We start from the raw sequence: 15776 nt of genomic DNA on the forward strand, positions 1-15776 counted from the left end.
GCATGGGTTTCGGGCAATCGGCCCGCAATTGGGTCGTGGGCCGCATCGCAAAGCGGCCCGGTTGGGTTTACGGAGAGCGCGGTGTTCACCACGCACGATCAGGATGCGCCGGGTTGCAGCCCGGCGGACAGTCGGGCCGATGGCGCACCGGGCTGGCGCGCTGCCGTACTGACGCATTCGCAGATGATGTCGGCGCAGATCGTGCCGGAAACATCGTCCGCAATCCTGCGCCGCTCGCACAATCTGGCCGAACGGTTCGAAGCCTGGAGACTGAAGTCGAGCGAACGCCTCTCGCGTATCGATTTCGCGCCCAATCTGGCGGAGGCGATTGGCAGCCGCCGCTGGTTTCGCGGGCTGGCGACGTTCCTCGGCCTGTCTGCGGCCAGCATTGCCTTTTGGCCCGGCTTCGCTCCGCTGGAGGCTGCCCCCGCCACGCGGGTGAATGACAGCGTGCGCGACGAATTCCGCAGCCAGATGATTATGCCACTGGCATTGGGCGGGGACAGCGGGCGACACATGGGGGCCACTGCCGCCGTGACGCCACTTGCCTCCGCCCCCGAACGACCGCAGATCGAACTGGTCGCGACACTGGCGCAGGGCGACAGTTTCGGGCGCATGTTGCAACGTGCCGGGATCGGCAGCGCCGATGCCGCACGTGTGGAGGCGCTGATTTCGCGCTCTGTCTCGCTGGCGGACATCGATCCGGGTACGCAAGTCGATATCACGCTGGGTCGCCGCACCGCGCCCAACAGCCCGCGCCCGCTCAGCGCGCTCGATTTTCGGGCGCGGTTCGATCTGGCGCTGTCGGTGCAGCGCGGGCCGGACGGCAATCTCTCGCTCGAACGCAAGCCGATCCGGGTGGACGACACCCCGCTGCGTATTCGCGGCACGGTCGGCTCCAGCCTCTATCGCTCGATGCGCGCCGCCGGTGCCCCGGCCAGCGCGGTGCAGCAATATCTCAAGGCGCTGGGCGATCAGGTCAACCTCGACAGTGCGGTGCGCTCTACCGATACGTTCGACATGATCGTCGATTATCGCCGCGCCGCCACGGGCGAACGACAGGCGGGCAAGCTGATCTATGCCGGGATCGACCGTGCCGGATCGCCCAAAGTGCAACTGATGCGCTGGGGCAGCGACGGGCGTTTCTACGAAGCGTCGGGCGTCGGGGAACAGCGCGCGGGGCTGATGCGCCCGGTGCCGGGATCGATCGGGTCGAAATACGGCCCGCGTCGCCACCCGATCCTGGGCTATGTGCGGATGCATGGCGGGATGGATTTCCATGCCAGCTATGGCCAGCCGATCGTGGCTGTGGCCGATGCGCGGGTGGCTTCCGCCGGGCGCGCGGGTGGCTGCGGCAACGCGGTGAAGCTGCAACATGCCGCGGGCCTCGCCACCCGTTATTGCCATATGAGCCGGATGGCCGTGCGCGCGGGGCAATCGGTGCGGCGCGGGCAAGTGATCGGCTATGTCGGTTCCACCGGCCTCTCCACCGGGCCGCACTTGCATTACGAGATGTATCGCAATGGTCAGCGGATCAATCCGGCGTCGGTGCAATATGTTACCCGCGCCATGCTGTCGGGCGCGCAGTTGCAGCAGTTCCGTTCTGTCCTGTCGCAAATCAAGCAGGTCGAAGCGGGTGCCGCGCTCGCCCCGCTGACCCCCACCGCCAGCGAAGCCAGGGCCAGCGAGCCGGTGCGCGAGATCGACAAGCTCGACGAAGCGAAAAAGGTCGGCTGACTTTACCTTAGCGCACGTCGCGGCACTTTGGCGCCGCCGATGGGACAGGGCGATTGCGCCCGCTGCCCGAATGCGGCATTGCGCGGTGCATCATGACCAGTGCCTATCCCAACCTCCGCCTGCGCCGCACCCGCGCCAGCGCGTGGAGCCGCGCGCTCCACCGCGAAACCCTGCTCACACCCGCCGATCTGATCTGGCCGTTGTTCGTGACCGACGGCAGCGGGGTGGAAGAGCCGGTGGCCAGCTTGCCCGGCGTATCGCGCTGGTCGGTCGATGGCATCGTCGCCCGCGCGAAAGAGGCGGTGGCGCTGGGCATTCCGTGCATCGCGCTGTTCCCGCATACCCAGCCGGGGCGGCGGAGCGATGATGGCGCCGAAGCGCTCAATCCCGACAACCTGATGTGCCGCGCGACCAAGGCGATCAAGGATGCCTGCGGCAGCGATATCGGCGTGCTGACCGACGTTGCGCTCGATCCTTATACCAGCCACGGGCAAGATGGCCTGCTGGACGACAGCGGCTATGTCGTGAACGACGATACCGTGGCCGTGCTGGTCGATCAGGCGCTGAATCAGGCGAATGCCGGGGCCGATGTGATCGCGCCGAGCGATATGATGGACGGGCGGGTGCGCGCGATCCGTATGGCGCTGGAAATGAACGCGCATCCCAATGTGCAGATCATGGCCTACTCCGCCAAATACGCCAGCGCGTTCTATGGCCCGTTCCGCGATGCGGTGGGCAGCGGCGGGCTGCTGAAAGGCGACAAGAAAAGCTATCAGATGGACCCGGCCAATGCTGACGAGGCGATGCGCGAAATAGCGCTCGACCTGGCGGAAGGGGCCGACAGTGTGATGGTGAAACCGGGGCTGGCCTATCTCGACGTGATCTGGCGCGCGAAACAACGCTTTGAAGTGCCGGTGTTCGCCTATCAGGTCAGCGGCGAATATGCCCTGATCGAAGCGGGTGCGGCAGCGGGCGTGGCTGATCGCGATGCGTTGCTGATGGAAAAGCTGCTGGCGTTCAAACGCGCCGGATGCAGCGGTGTACTCACCTACCACGCGGCCCACGCCGCCCGCCTGCTCAATGGCTGAATTCCGCCTCGATACAGAACGCCTGATCCTGCGTGACTGGCGGGCGGAAGACTGGCCGCGATTCTGGGCGCTGACCAATACGCCTGCGGTCATGCGCTGGCTGGGCGGGCTGGCCGATGAAGAGACGATGCGCGCCGCACGAGAGCGGGTTGAAGGCTATGCCCGCGATCACGGTCACACCTTCTGGGTGGTGGAGCGCAAGGCTGATGGCGGGCACCTGTCGGGCGAGATGCTCGGTTTCTGCGGCCTGAAACGCGCCAGCGCGCCGCCCAACGGCACGATCGAGGGCGAGTTCGAAATCGGCTGGCGCCTGCGCGAAGATGCCTGGGGCAAAGGCTACGCGAAAGAGGCGGCGATTGCCTCGCTCGATGCGGCGTTCGCGCAATTCGGGGCAGAGACGGTCTATGCCATCACTATCGCTGAAAACACCGATAGCTGGGGCCTGATGAAACGCTTCGGAATGGAGCGGCGCGTCGATCTCGACTATGTCGACACGCGCTTTGAGAAGCCGTGGTGCGACACCATTGTGTACGCCATCACGCGCCAGCAATGGGAGGAAAACCGGCCATGACGGTACAGCGACCGGGCGTGACAATCGTGCCCATCAACGGCAAATCGCCGCAGATCGACGACAGCGCGTGGATCGCGCCGGGGTGTTCGATCATTGGCGATGTTACCATCGGCGCGGATTCATCCATCTGGTACAACTGTGTGCTGCGCGCCGATGTCAGCCGCATCGTGATCGGTCAGCGGACCAATGTGCAGGATGGCAGCGTGCTGCATTGCGACGGGCCGAACCCGGCCATGCCCGATGGCGCACCGCTGATTATCGGGGACGATGTGCTGATCGGCCATATGGCGATGGTGCACGGCTGCCGGATTCACGATCGCGGGTTCGTGGGTCTGGGCGCGATTGCGATGAACAATGCCGTGATCGCATCGGATGCGATGCTGGCGGCGGGCGCGATGCTGACTGAAGGCAAAGCGATGGGCGAGCGCGAGCTGTGGGGCGGCCGCCCCGCGCGCAAGATGCGCGATCTGGACGATGCCGCGATCATGGGGATGAAGATGGGCGTGGCCCACTATGCCCACAATGCGAAGACACACTCCATCGCGGTGGGGGAGGTAATGGGCGGGGCATTGAGCAGCGATGGCACGGCCGAAGGCTGACTATCCCGATCCCGCTGCGATCCGCGCGCTGGCCGATGGCGAAGGGCGGCTGGCGCTGCGCGTCACCCCCGGCGCGCGCAGCGAAGGGATCGAGCTGGGCGATGGCAAGCTGCAGGTGAAAGTCCGTGCCAAACCGACCGACGGGGCGGCCAACGATGCCGTGATCCGCATGTTGGCCAAGGCATTGGGCACACCGCCATCAGGCATCGAATTGTTGCGCGGCGCAACTTCGCGCGAAAAACTGGTGCGGATCGGCGGGTAGCGGGGGGCTTACTCCGCAGCGGCCAGATCGCCTGTCTCTTCGGGGTGCGGGATCATTGCGTTGGCCATCATGTCCAGCCGTTCGGCCATCATCAGGCCCAGTGCGCGGCCGGCGTCGGTATTGGTGGGGCCGCATTCGGCGATGGCGCGGGCCATTGCATCGGACCACTGGCGTGCAGTTTGCGCGCTGACGCCCAGACCGCGGTGCGCGCTCATCATGCATTTGCCGCGATTTTCCACGAACCAGTCGTGCGGGCCGCCCGCCCATGCGGTGAGCCATCCGGCCAGCGAGCGGCGGATCGGAGTAAGGTCGCCTGCATGCATCGCACGCAGTTCGGCATATTGCGGATCGGTTTCCACCAGATCGTAAAACCGGTTGGCGATCCGTTCGATCACCGGGCGACCACCCAATGCTTCGTATGGGGTCTGAGTCGGTTCGGTATCCGGTATCACGACGTGAATCGTCCTTCGCAGTGGTAACGCAGTGGCAAACAGGCAGCTTATCGCTTGATCTGTGCACCCGGCATTGATCTGGCGCAAATCAATCGCGGATCAGAGCGCTGAGTGTCTCGATCCGGTCGGCTTCGTGCGATGGCTTATCCCACCGGATGCGGTGGATGCGGGGAAACCGCATGGCGAGGCCGGATTTGTGCCGCTTGCTGGTATGAACCGAATCGAACGCCACTTCGAACACCAGACTGCGATCCACCTCGCGCACGGGGCCGAACCGGTTCACCGTATGCTGCCGCACATGGCGGTCGATCTGTTTCAGTTCAGCGTCGGTGAACCCCGAATAGGCTTTGCCCACCGGCAGCAGATCGGCCCCGTCGTCAGGGTCGCCGTTCCAGCAGCCGAAGGTGTAATCGGAATAGAAACTGCTGCGTTTGCCGCTGCCGCGCTGGGCATACATCAAAACGCAATCGATCAGCAGCGGATCGCGTTTCCATTTATACCACAGCCCGGCCTTGCGCCCGGCGACATAGGGGGAATCGCGGCGTTTCAGCATCAGCCCTTCGATGGCCGCATCGCGGGCGGATTCGCGGATCGCGGCCAGCGCGGCGAAATCGGGGGCGGAAACGATTTCGCTGATGTCGAAATGGCTGTCGGGCAGGCGCGGCATCAGCGCCTCCAGCCGGGTGCGTCGTTCGCTCCACGGCAGTTCGCGCAAGTCCGCGCCCTCGGCCATCAGCACATCGTATAGCCGGACGAAGGCGGGGTATTCGTTCAGCATTTTGCGGCTGACGGTTTTGCGGCCCAGCCTTTGCTGCAAGGCGTTGAAACTGGCCGCGCCGCCTTCCTCGCCGCCCTGATGGCTGCCACGCACCAGCAGTTCCCCGTCGAGCACGGCATCGATCGGCAAAACATCGGTCAGTTCGGGGAACGTGGCGGAGATATCGTCTCCCGACCGCGAATAGAGCCGGGTTTCTCCGTTCACCCGGACGAGTTCCACCCGGATCCCGTCCCATTTCCATTCGGCGGCATAGTCCGCCAGATCGACCGTGCCATCTTCCAGCGGGTGAGCCAGCATGAACGGGCGGAATGTCGGGCGGCTGGCGGTGTCGGGAGGGGCGGCCCCTTCAGCGGCCCACGCGAACAGTTCGGGATAGGGTGCGGTCAGCCCGTGCCAGTGTTCCTCCACCTCCTCGACCGCAACGGCGAAAGCCTGGGCGAAGGCGACTTTGGCCAGACGGCTCGACACCCCGATCCGCATCGCCCCGGTCGCCAGCTTGAGCAGGGCGTAGCGGCCCGACGGGTCGAGCCGGTCCAGCAGGCGGGGCAGCTCCGCCTGCACATTCGCGCGCGTCATCGCGGATAACAGCGCCACTGCCTCCGAAACGGTGGGCGCTGGCTCGCGTTCGCCATCGGGGGCGGGCCACAGCAAGCTGGCAGTTTCGGCGGTGTCGCCCACGAAATCGCGGCTGAGCGCCCACAGTTCGGGATCGACGCGCTGCTGCATCATCGCGCGGATAGTGGAGGATTTCACCGCCGGGAAATCGAGCGCCCCGGTCAGCGCGGCCAGCGCCCAGCCGCGGTCGGGGTCTGCCGTGTCGCGCAGATAGCTGGCGATCAGGCGCAGTTTCTCGTTACGGCTGCGGGTATAGACCAGCGCATCGACCAGAGCGGCGAAGCGTTCCATCAGCGGGTGCCCCCTGATCGCAGGGCGGGTGGCTCAGTCATCCTCGTCCTCGTATCCCACCAGCGCCAGTGCGCGGGCGCGGCGCTGGTGCAACTGGTGCCAGCGCAGCAGCGCCTCTTCCCGCCCGTGGGTGATCCAGCTTTCCTGCGGATCGACCTGTTCGATGGTGGCGGTCAGTTCGTCCCAGTCGGCATGGTCGGAAATGACCAGCGGCAGTTCCACGTTGCGCTGCCGCGCGCGCTGGCGCACCTGCATCCAGCCCGATGCCATTGCCGTGACCGGATCGGGCAAGCGGCGCGACCAGCGATCGTTCAGCGCCGATGGCGGGCAGATCACGACGGCGCCGCGCATCGCGTCTTTTTCCGAATCCGACACCAGCCGCAGTTCGCCCAGATCGATTCCGAAGTTTTCATACAGCCGACACATCCGCTCCATCGCGCCGTGAATGTAGATCGGATCGTGGTGCCCGATCTGGCGCAATTCTGCGATCACGCGCTGCGCTTTGCCCAAGGCATAGGCGCCAACCAGTACGCATCTGTCGGAATCGGCGTGTAACCTGTCAATTAATCGGGTCAGTTCGGTGAAAATCGGGGGGTGGCGGAAGACAGGCAGGCCAAATGTCGCTTCTGTAACGAAAATATCGCACGGAGTTGTGACAAACGGGGTGCAAGTCGGATCGGGTTGTCGCTTGAAATCGCCGGTCACCACCACCCGTTCCCCGGCATGTTCCAGCAGGATCTGCGCGCTGCCCAGCACGTGTCCGGCGGGAATAAAAGTCGCATCGACACCGCCACTTAGGCGAATCGTCTCGCCATATTGCGCTGGCCGTGCGCCCTCGCGGGTCTGATACCGCAGCTCCATAATCGCCAGAGTTTCGGGGGTGGCAATCGTTTCACCATGCCCGCCGCGCGCATGATCGGCATGGCCATGCGTCACCAAAGCCCGCGGCACCGGGCGCGATGGATCGATCCAGATATCGGCGGGTGCGATATGGATGCCGTGCGGCTCAGGCCGGATCCATGCAAAATCGCGTGCCATTGACGATTCAAGCAAAGCGGGCGCCATGCGTTCCCGCACAGCGCCCGATTTTGTGTTTCATCGAAAGGTCTTAGCTTTCGTTGTCGTCGCCGCCGGTTTCGGCCCCGGCTTCGGGTTTCTTCTTCGCAGCAGGCCTTTTCGCGGCCTGTTTCCGGGTCGGGCGGGCCTTGGGCGGGGCGGGCGTCAGTTCGAACGAAGGCTTGTTGTCCTTCACGCTCACATGCACTTCGCCGCCGTCGGACAACTTGCCGAACAACAGCTCTTCCGCCAGCGGCTGCTTGATCTTGTCCTGGATCAGGCGGCCCATCGGGCGGGCGCCGTAGAGCTTGTCATAACCACGGTCTGCCAGCCACTTACGTGCGTCGCTGTCGAACTGAATATGGACGTTCTGATCGGCCAGTTGCAGTTCGAGCTGGAGGATGAACTTGTCCACCACCCGCGCCACGGTTTCCTTGCCGAGATACGTGAACGGCACGATGGCATCCAGCCGGTTGCGGAATTCGGGCGTGAACATCTTCTTCACAGCTTCGTCGCCCGCATCTTCCTTGCTGACATCGCCGAAGCCGATACCCTGGCGCGCCATATCGCTGGCCCCGGCATTGGTCGTCATGATCAGCACTACGTTACGGAAATCGACCGTTTTTCCGTGGTGGTCGGTCAAGCGGCCATTGTCCATCACCTGCAACAGGATGTTGAACAGATCGGGGTGGGCCTTCTCGATTTCGTCGAGCAGCAACACGCAATGCGGCTGCTGGTCGATTGCATCGGTGAGCAACCCGCCCTGATCGTAGCCGACATAGCCCGGAGGGGCACCGATCAGGCGGCTGACGCTGTGCCGCTCCATATATTCGCTCATATCGAACCGTTGGAGCGGGATGCCCATGATACTGGCGAGTTGCCGTGCCACTTCGGTCTTGCCGACGCCCGTGGGGCCGGAAAACAGGAAGCTTCCGATGGGCTTATCGGGATCGCGCAGACCAGCGCGGCTAAGCTTCATCGCTGTGGAGAGCACGCGGATTGCGTTATCCTGCCCATAGACGACCTGCTTCAGATCGCGTTCGAGATGTTCGAGCGCACGCTTGTCGTCCTTGCTGACCGACTTGGGCGGGACGCGCGCCATCGTTGCGATGACCGTTTCGATTTCCTTTCCGGTAATCTTCTTCTTGCGACGGCTGGGCGGAACCAGCATCTGCATCGCGCCGACTTCGTCGATCACGTCGATTGCCTTGTCGGGCAGCTTGCGATCATTGATGTAGCGGGCTGACAATTCGACCGCGGTCTTGATCGCATCGGGGGTGTATTTGACCCCGTGATGTTCTTCGAACGCAGTCCGCAAGCCTTTGAGAATCTTGATCGTATCTTCGACGCTCGGCTCGTTTACGTCGATTTTCTGGAACCGGCGCAGCAGCGCGCGATCCTTCTCGAAGTGATTGCGGAATTCCTTGTAAGTGGTCGAACCGACGCAGCGGATCGTTCCGCCGCTGAGCGCAGGTTTGAGCAGGTTGGATGCATCCATCGCCCCGCCACTGGTCGCCCCGGCGCCGATAACCGTATGAATTTCATCGATAAACAGAACGGCGTGAGGCATCTTCTCCAGCTCGGAGACAACCTGCTTCAGCCGTTCTTCAAAATCGCCGCGATAGCGCGTGCCTGCTAGCAGCGCACCCATATCGAGCGAGTAGATCACAGCATCGGAGAGCACCTCCGGCACGTCGCCTTCCACGATCTTGCGGGCAAGCCCTTCTGCAATGGCGGTTTTCCCGACGCCGGGATCACCGACATAAAGCGGGTTGTTCTTGCTGCGGCGGCAGAGGATCTGGATCGTCCGGTCGACTTCGGGGCCGCGTCCGATCAGCGGATCGACTTTGCCCGCTTTCGCCTTGGCGTTGAGGTTGACGGTGAACTGGTCGAGCGCGGAGTCCTTTTTTGACCCGCCCTCGTCGCTCTTGCCTTCGGCCTGATTGCTGTCGGCCGCGCCCTCTGCAGGGCGATTTTCAACCTGCCGTCCGCCTTTGCCGATGCCGTGGCTGATATAGCTGACAGCATCCAGACGGCTCATATCCTGCTGTTGCAGGAAATAGACGGCGTAGCTGTCGCGTTCCGAGAACAGCGCGACCAGCACATTGGCGCCGGTAACCGTATCTTTCCCGCTCGACTGAACGTGCAGGATCGCGCGCTGGATAACCCGTTGAAATCCAGCGGTTGGCTGCGGCTCTCCGGCATCGCCGACTTCGATCGTGCGGCATTCTTCATCGAGATAGCGGCGCACGACATCGCCCAGCTCTGCCAGATCCACGCCGCATGCGGCCATTACACCCGCCGCGTCTTCGTCGTCGATCAGCGCGAGCAGGAGATGTTCGAGCGTGGCATATTCATGCCGCCGGTCGCGCGCGTTATCGATTGCGAAGTGAAGAGTTTTTTCGAGGCTCTGGGCGAAACTGGGCATTCAACGATCTTTCGTGTGGGGGAACGGTCGAGCGTTCGGGGAACAGTATGCAGCACGACGATGAACACGGATTTTACGTGTCATGTGGGAGTGATGCGTAACCATCTGCAACGGATATAGGATCGCCCGGCTGAAATGCGAGGCGAGGCCGCTCACGTCGTCGGTTTCCCGAACAGTGCCTCGGCAGCGTTGCGATGCGCGGCGGCCTTGTCGCGGTGGGATTTTACCCGCTGGATTTCCGCCTCAAGCAGAGCGACGCGTTCGCTCAATTCATCCTGCGAATATGGCGAAAGATCCTCCTTCGCCAGAAGGCTGGCAGCGTCGCCCCGTGGGCGTGGGCGATCGTCTTCGTCCATCACAAGACACAACATCGCAACGGACTGCGCTTGCTGTCAATGGGCCACACCGCTATCCGCACAGCCGTCGGGCGCATGTAACATCACGACAACAGGGATCACCGATGGCTGAATCCGATTCTTTTCACCGCCTTCCCGCAACTATGATCGCAATGGGGTTCGACGAACCCGGCGGGCCCGATGTGTTTCGCGCCGAGACGGTGGATTTGCCCGCACCCGGTGCTGGGCAGGTCTTGATCCGCGTGGCCTTTGCCGGGGTAAACCGGCCCGATGTGATCCAGCGACAGGGATTTTATCCGCCACCGCCCGGCGCATCTCCGATTCCGGGACTGGAAGTTGCCGGTACAGTGGTTGCTGCGGGCGAGGGCGTTTCGCCCGACATGATTGGCAGCCAAGTCTGCGCGCTGGTGTCTGGCGGGGGCTATGCCCAATATTGCCTCGCCCACTCCGGTCATTGCCTGCCAGTCCCGGCCGATCTCTCGCTGAGCGAAGCCGCCGCGCTGCCGGAAACGCTGTTTACGGTATGGCACAATGTGTTCGAACGCGGGTTCGTCTGCGAAGGGGAAACCCTGCTGGTCCACGGCGGAACCAGCGGGATCGGCACGATGGCGATCATGCTGGGCAAGGCGTTCGGTCTGACTGTGCTGACAACATGCGGCTCGCCTGAAAAATGCCAGGCGGCGCTGGATATTGGCGCGGACCGGGCGATCGATTACAAGACGGACGATTTCGTCGCTGTGGTGAAGGAATTCACTGGTGGCAAAGGCGTGAACGTGGTGCTGGATATGGTTTCGGGCAGCTATGTCGCGCGCAATATCGATTGCCTCGCCCCCGATGGGCGGCACGTGACTATCGCCGTGCTGGGCGGACCCAAAGCGGAAATCAATATGGCCAAAGTGATGACGAAACGCCTGTGCCTGACAGGATCGACGCTGCGCCCGCGCTCGGATGAATTCAAGGCGTTGCTGGCGGAAGAGATCCTGCAGGTCGCCTGGCCACTGGTGCTCGATGGCACGATCCGCCCGGTTATGGACGAAAGCTTCCCGCTGGCGGAAGTCGCCGCCGCGCATGCGCGGATGGAGGCGGGCGACCATATCGGCAAGATCGTGCTGGAGATGCCTGTTTAGTGCGCAGGATCTTGCGGAACGCACTGCGCCGGGCGGCTGTGCCGCCGCGTGTCTATTCGCTGATGCGTAGTGCGATGCTGGTCGGTCAGAAAATACTGCGCCGCCCGGATGAGCCGGACTTGCGTGGATTTGCCGTCTTGGCCGGCTCGGCTTCGCTGATCGCGGACATTGGGGCGAATGGCGGTCAATCGGCGGTGGCGCTGTCGTTTATCGTGCCCGATGCGCGGATCGTTTCGTTCGAGCCCAACCCGGTGCTGTGGCGGGAACTGGCCTTCGTCCAGCGGTTGCTCGGTTCGCGGTTCGAACGCCGCCAGATTGGCCTGGGGCCGGAAGCGGCGCGGATGCAGTTGCATATTCCCACCGTCGGCGGGCTGCCGATCACGACCCGCGCCAGCCTGACGCCCGATGGCGCGCGTGAACAGGCCGCCCGGCTGGAATCGGATACCGGGCGCCGGGTGGAAATCACTTCGGTAGAGGTGTCGGTGGAAACCTTCGACAGCCTCGATCTGATGCCGTCCGGGATAAAGATCGATGTCGAAGGCTACGAATACGAAGTTCTGTCGGGGATGGTGCGGACTCTGTGCGATGCACGGCCGCTGGTCATGCTGGAATGTAACGCCCGCGATGGCGAATGCCTCGCATTGCTGGAGCCGCTCGGTTATCGTCGGGCATGGTTTGATCGGCCGCGAGGGTGCCTGACAGCAACCCGCCCGCACGGTGCCGGAAACTGGTATGCCGTGCCCGATGAAATGGCGGGGCGGGTGCTGAGCGATTGAGGCGCGCGGGCGAAAGGAGCTGAGGCGTATGGACAATCTGATCCTTCACGAAGACCCACGCAGCGGCAATTGCTACAAGATCCGCCTGACTGCCGCCTTGCTTGGCCTGCCGATAGAGCGGCGCGCATACGATATCCTGCAGGGCGAAACGCGGACGCCCGAATTCCTCGCCAACGTCAATCCCAATGGCCGCATTCCGGTGTTGCAGATTGGCAAACGGTTCCTGCCCGAAAGCAATGCGGCCTGCTGGTATCTCGCGACGGATAGCGCACTGATCCCGACGGATCGGTTCGAACAGGCGAATGTGCTGCGCTGGATGTTTTTCGAACAATACAGCCACGAACCGAACATCGCGACTTTGCGTTTCTGGCTCCATTTCGTGGGAGAGGCCAACCTGTCGCGACAGCAGCAGTCGCAAGTGATGGCCAAGCGTATCGCGGGCGAAGATGCGCTGGCACTGATGGATGCTCATCTGGCCGGGCGCGAATGGTTCGTAGGCGATGCCCCGACTTTGGCGGACATTGCGCTCTATGCCTACACACATGTGGCCGAAGCGGGTGGTTTTCGTCTGGCGGATCGGGCGCATGTGATGGCGTGGCTGGCCCGTATTGCGGCCTTGCCGGGCTACGTGACAATGGAATGACTGAAATCGTCCGATATTCTTTCAACGGTCACCGGACTGATTCGAACGCGTAACAATCGCATGGCACTCACCCGAAGCGCATAGGACATCTGCTTCGGGGGGAGCCCGCGCATGACGAATGAGACTGACGCGTTCGATGGCGATCTCGCCGATCTGACCAACATTGCCGCCTTCCCTGTTCGCCAGCCCACTGTGCCGGAGCCGGAAATCGGCGAACGCAAGTGTTATCGTACGATCTGGATCAGCGATGTCCATCTGGGCACGCGCGGCTGCAATGCCGACCTGCTGATCGATTTCCTCGACCACACCGACAGTGAGACGATGTACCTTGTCGGTGACATCATCGATGGCTGGCGGCTGAAGAAGAAGGTCTATTGGCCCGACGCGCACAACGACATCGTCTGGCGTGTGCTGAAGCGGGCGAAGCGTGGTACGCGGATCGTCTATATCCCCGGCAATCACGACGAGATGGTGCGCCAGTTTTCCGGGATGCATTTCGGCGGCGTGGAAATTCAGCGCGCCGCATTTCACACCACAGCCGATGGGCGCAAACTCATGGTTTTGCATGGCGACGAATTCGACGCGGTCATGCTGGCGCACCGCTGGCTCGCATTCGTGGGGGATGCTCTGTACACTTTGATGATGGGGCTGAGCCGTTGGGTCAACTCCGTTCGTCAGGCGCTGGGATTGTCATATTGGTCGCTGTCGAAAGTCGCCAAGCACAAGGTCAAGAACGCAGTCGAGTTCATTGGGCGATATGAAGAAGTCGTCGCCCGCGCTGCGGCTGAGCGCGGCGTGGACGGAGTGGTGTGTGGCCATATCCATACGGCGGAGTTCCGCGAATTCAGCCACAACGGCAAATCGGTCGAATACTGGAACGATGGCGACTGGGTCGAAGGATGCAACGCGCTGGTCGAACATTTCGACGGGCGGATGGAAATCCTCCACTGGCCCGATGAAATCGCTCGCCGTAACCGCGGGCAGGACCAGGTGGATGGAGCGAGCGGAGATGGCTCGCTGGCAGCGGCATGAACATCGCGACTGCACGGTTGTGTCCCATCGAAGCCGAACCCCTTCGCGTGCCGCAGCGTATCGCGGTGGTCACTGACGCATGGGCGCCGCAGATGAACGGTGTTGTTCGCACTCTGGCCACAACCGTCGGGGTGCTGGAGGATTGGGGGCACGACGTCACTGTGATTTCCCCCGATCAATTCCGATCCATGCCATGCCCGACTTATCCTGAGATACGCCTTGCGTTTACGGCGCCCGGGGCGGTCGGCAGGCGGCTGGCGGCATTGGCTCCCGATGCGGTTCATATTGCAACAGAAGGGCCGCTGGGATTTGCTGCGCGCCGTTTCTGCGTCGGCAAGGGAGTTGCCTTCACGACTGCCTACCATACGCAGTTCCCCGAATATGTCGCGCGGCGCACCGGGCTGCCTGCTGACTGGTTCTGGCGTTATATCCGCTGGTTCCATTCCCCTGCGCGGCGAATCATGGTCGCGACTGAGTCGATCCGTTCGGAATTGCGCGACCGCGGACTGTCGCGGCTGCATCACTGGAGCCGGGGCGTGGATTTGTCGTGCTTCACCCCCGATGCACCGCCGCCGCTGGAATATGCCGACCTTCCGCGCCCAATACAGCTTTATGTCGGACGCGTCGCAGTGGAGAAAAACCTCGATGCATTCCTGACGCTCGATACGCCGGGAAGCAAAGTCCTGGTTGGTGACGGGCCTGCCTTGGCGGAGCTTGCCGCACGCTATCCCGCTGTGCGCTTCCTAGGCCGTCGGAGCGGTCGCGAGCTGGCCGGATGCTATGCCGGCGCCGATGTCTTCGTGTTTCCCAGCCGGACCGACACATTCGGGCTGGTTCTTGTCGAATCGCTTGCTTGCGGGACACCTGTGGCCGCCTTCCCGGTTGCGGGCCCGCGCGATATTGTAACGGCCGAATGCGGTGCTCTGTCCGAATCGCTCGAACGGGCGATTGCCGGGGCCCTGACCTGTTCGTCGCGCGATTGCGCCCGGATCGGGGCACAATATAGCTGGGAAGCGGCAACCGATCAGTTTCGCGCCGGGCTGGTCGCGTCGGGCGAAGTACGGGCAACGCCCTAAGCGCTTGCCGAAACGCGCCCAATCCCCTAAATCGATTGGGCAACGGCCGCTCCGCGAGGGGCGGCCCTTCTATTTTCAGGACGATTTTCCATGGCCGACCAACCCAAACCGCTGATGCCGCACGCGACCGCCACATGGCTGGTCGATAACACCGGCCTCTCGTTTGAACAGATCGCGGAATTTTGCGGGCTGCATATCCTTGAAGTGCAGGCGATGGCCGACGATCTGGCCGGGGCGAAATATACCGGCCGCGATCCGGTCCACGCGGGCGAACTGACCCACGCCGAAATTGAAAAGGGTCAGGAAGACCCGAAATATGTGCTCAAAATGCACAAGGCGCCGCTCGCGGTCAGCCGCACAAAGGGGCCGCGCTATACCCCGGTGTCGAAACGGCAGGACAAGCCCGATGGGATTGCGTGGATTCTTCGCAGCCATCCCGAAGTAACCGACGCGCAGATTTCCAAGCTGATCGGCACCACCCGCAACACGATTACTGCGATCCGGGAGCGGAGCCACTGGAATATCCAGAATATCCAGCCCAAAGATCCGGTCACCCTGGGGCTGTGCTCTCAGCGCGAACTCGATGCTGTTGTGGCCAAAGCTGCCAAGAAAGCAGGGATTTCGGATCAGAGTCCCACAGACGAACGGCTCGGCACCGACAAGGATGCGCTGATTTCCGAACTCAAGGCGGAGCGCGTTGCTGCGGCCAAGGCCGCAGTCGAAGCGGCGCAAGAAGCCGAAGCGGAAGCATGGCTGGAAGCACGCCGGGCCGCCGCCGAAGCGGGTGAGGAATCGGTGCCTGCGCTGCCGGAAACACCGAACGACGACAACGGCTGATCCTGTCAAAACCGCCGCATATGCGAGATGCGGCGGTTTTACTTGCCTGACA

At 63.0% G+C, this 15776-nt stretch carries 16 protein-coding genes; 11 read left to right on the forward strand and 5 right to left on the reverse strand.

The genetic code is table 11. The features are described from left to right. Window positions 1-81: 81 nt before the first annotated feature. The 5 genes from D6858_RS14475 (at window position 82) to D6858_RS14495 (ending at window position 4257) form a co-directional block, all read left to right on the forward strand. Window positions 82-1737 (forward strand): peptidoglycan DD-metalloendopeptidase family protein, encoded by a 1656-nt coding sequence (locus D6858_RS14475; RefSeq protein ID WP_338067318.1) that lies wholly within the window; start codon window positions 82-84, stop codon window positions 1735-1737. Window positions 1738-1829: 92 nt separating this feature from the next. After that, window positions 1830-2825 (forward strand): porphobilinogen synthase, encoded by a 996-nt coding sequence (hemB, locus tag D6858_RS14480; protein ID WP_102155124.1) that lies wholly within the window; start codon window positions 1830-1832, stop codon window positions 2823-2825. Further along, on the forward strand, window positions 2818-3396 hold the full coding sequence (locus tag D6858_RS14485; RefSeq protein ID WP_120112200.1) for a GNAT family N-acetyltransferase: 579 nt from the start codon (window positions 2818-2820) through the stop codon (window positions 3394-3396). Before hemB ends, D6858_RS14485 begins: the two co-directional genes overlap by 8 nt. Then, on the forward strand, window positions 3393-3995 hold the full coding sequence (locus tag D6858_RS14490) for a gamma carbonic anhydrase family protein (RefSeq protein WP_120112204.1): 603 nt from the start codon (window positions 3393-3395) through the stop codon (window positions 3993-3995). The genes D6858_RS14485 and D6858_RS14490 overlap by 4 nt, the downstream gene beginning before the upstream one ends. Further along, on the forward strand, window positions 3976-4257 hold the full coding sequence (locus D6858_RS14495; RefSeq protein WP_120112208.1) for a DUF167 domain-containing protein: 282 nt from the start codon (window positions 3976-3978) through the stop codon (window positions 4255-4257). The genes D6858_RS14490 and D6858_RS14495 overlap by 20 nt, the downstream gene beginning before the upstream one ends. An 8-nt stretch (window positions 4258-4265) precedes the next feature. On the opposite strand, the gene D6858_RS14500 is transcribed toward D6858_RS14495, so the two are convergent. From D6858_RS14500 to D6858_RS14520, 5 genes are all read right to left on the reverse strand, one after another. Beyond that, complete coding sequence (locus D6858_RS14500; protein ID WP_338067319.1) at window positions 4266-4709, reverse strand: globin domain-containing protein; 444 nt, start codon at window positions 4707-4709, stop codon at window positions 4266-4268. Between the two features lie 88 nt (window positions 4710-4797). Beyond that, complete coding sequence (locus D6858_RS14505) at window positions 4798-6393, reverse strand: cisplatin damage response ATP-dependent DNA ligase (protein WP_120112212.1); 1596 nt, start codon at window positions 6391-6393, stop codon at window positions 4798-4800. A gap of 33 nt (window positions 6394-6426) precedes the next feature. Then, a complete protein-coding gene (locus D6858_RS14510; protein ID WP_120112728.1) occupies window positions 6427-7431 on the reverse strand; it encodes a ligase-associated DNA damage response exonuclease in 1005 nt (334 codons plus the stop codon). 70 nt (window positions 7432-7501) lie between these two features. Then, complete coding sequence (gene clpA / locus D6858_RS14515) at window positions 7502-9877, reverse strand: ATP-dependent Clp protease ATP-binding subunit ClpA (RefSeq protein WP_120112216.1); 2376 nt, start codon at window positions 9875-9877, stop codon at window positions 7502-7504. 152 nt (window positions 9878-10029) lie between these two features. Beyond that, complete coding sequence (locus D6858_RS14520; protein WP_120112730.1) at window positions 10030-10233, reverse strand: DUF1192 domain-containing protein; 204 nt, start codon at window positions 10231-10233, stop codon at window positions 10030-10032. Window positions 10234-10337: 104 nt separating this feature from the next. On the opposite strand from D6858_RS14520, the gene D6858_RS14525 reads away from it, so the two are divergent. From D6858_RS14525 to D6858_RS14550, 6 genes are all read left to right on the forward strand, one after another. After that, entirely contained in the window at window positions 10338-11360 is a 1023-nt protein-coding gene (locus D6858_RS14525; RefSeq protein ID WP_240623860.1) for an NAD(P)H-quinone oxidoreductase, read from the forward strand. After that, entirely contained in the window at window positions 11360-12136 is a 777-nt protein-coding gene (locus tag D6858_RS14530; RefSeq protein ID WP_120112220.1) for an FkbM family methyltransferase, read from the forward strand. The genes D6858_RS14525 and D6858_RS14530 overlap by 1 nt, the downstream gene beginning before the upstream one ends. Before the next feature lie 28 nt (window positions 12137-12164). Beyond that, window positions 12165-12779, forward strand: coding sequence for a glutathione S-transferase family protein (locus D6858_RS14535; RefSeq protein WP_120112223.1), 615 nt, complete (start codon window positions 12165-12167; stop codon window positions 12777-12779). A gap of 111 nt (window positions 12780-12890) precedes the next feature. Then, window positions 12891-13811 carry a UDP-2,3-diacylglucosamine diphosphatase gene (locus tag D6858_RS14540; RefSeq protein ID WP_120112228.1) on the forward strand — a complete coding sequence of 307 codons (921 nt, stop codon included), beginning with the start codon at window positions 12891-12893 and terminating at the stop codon, window positions 13809-13811. Continuing rightward, entirely contained in the window at window positions 13808-14887 is a 1080-nt protein-coding gene (locus D6858_RS14545) for a glycosyltransferase family 4 protein (RefSeq protein WP_120112231.1), read from the forward strand. The genes D6858_RS14540 and D6858_RS14545 overlap by 4 nt, the downstream gene beginning before the upstream one ends. A gap of 90 nt (window positions 14888-14977) precedes the next feature. Next, entirely contained in the window at window positions 14978-15724 is a 747-nt protein-coding gene (locus D6858_RS14550) for a DUF1013 domain-containing protein (RefSeq protein WP_120112234.1), read from the forward strand. Window positions 15725-15776: the final 52 nt, after the last annotated feature.

Origin of the sequence: Tsuneonella suprasediminis, from assembly GCF_003605755.1 — a bacterium.
Classification (GTDB): domain Bacteria; phylum Pseudomonadota; class Alphaproteobacteria; order Sphingomonadales; family Sphingomonadaceae; genus Tsuneonella; species Tsuneonella suprasediminis.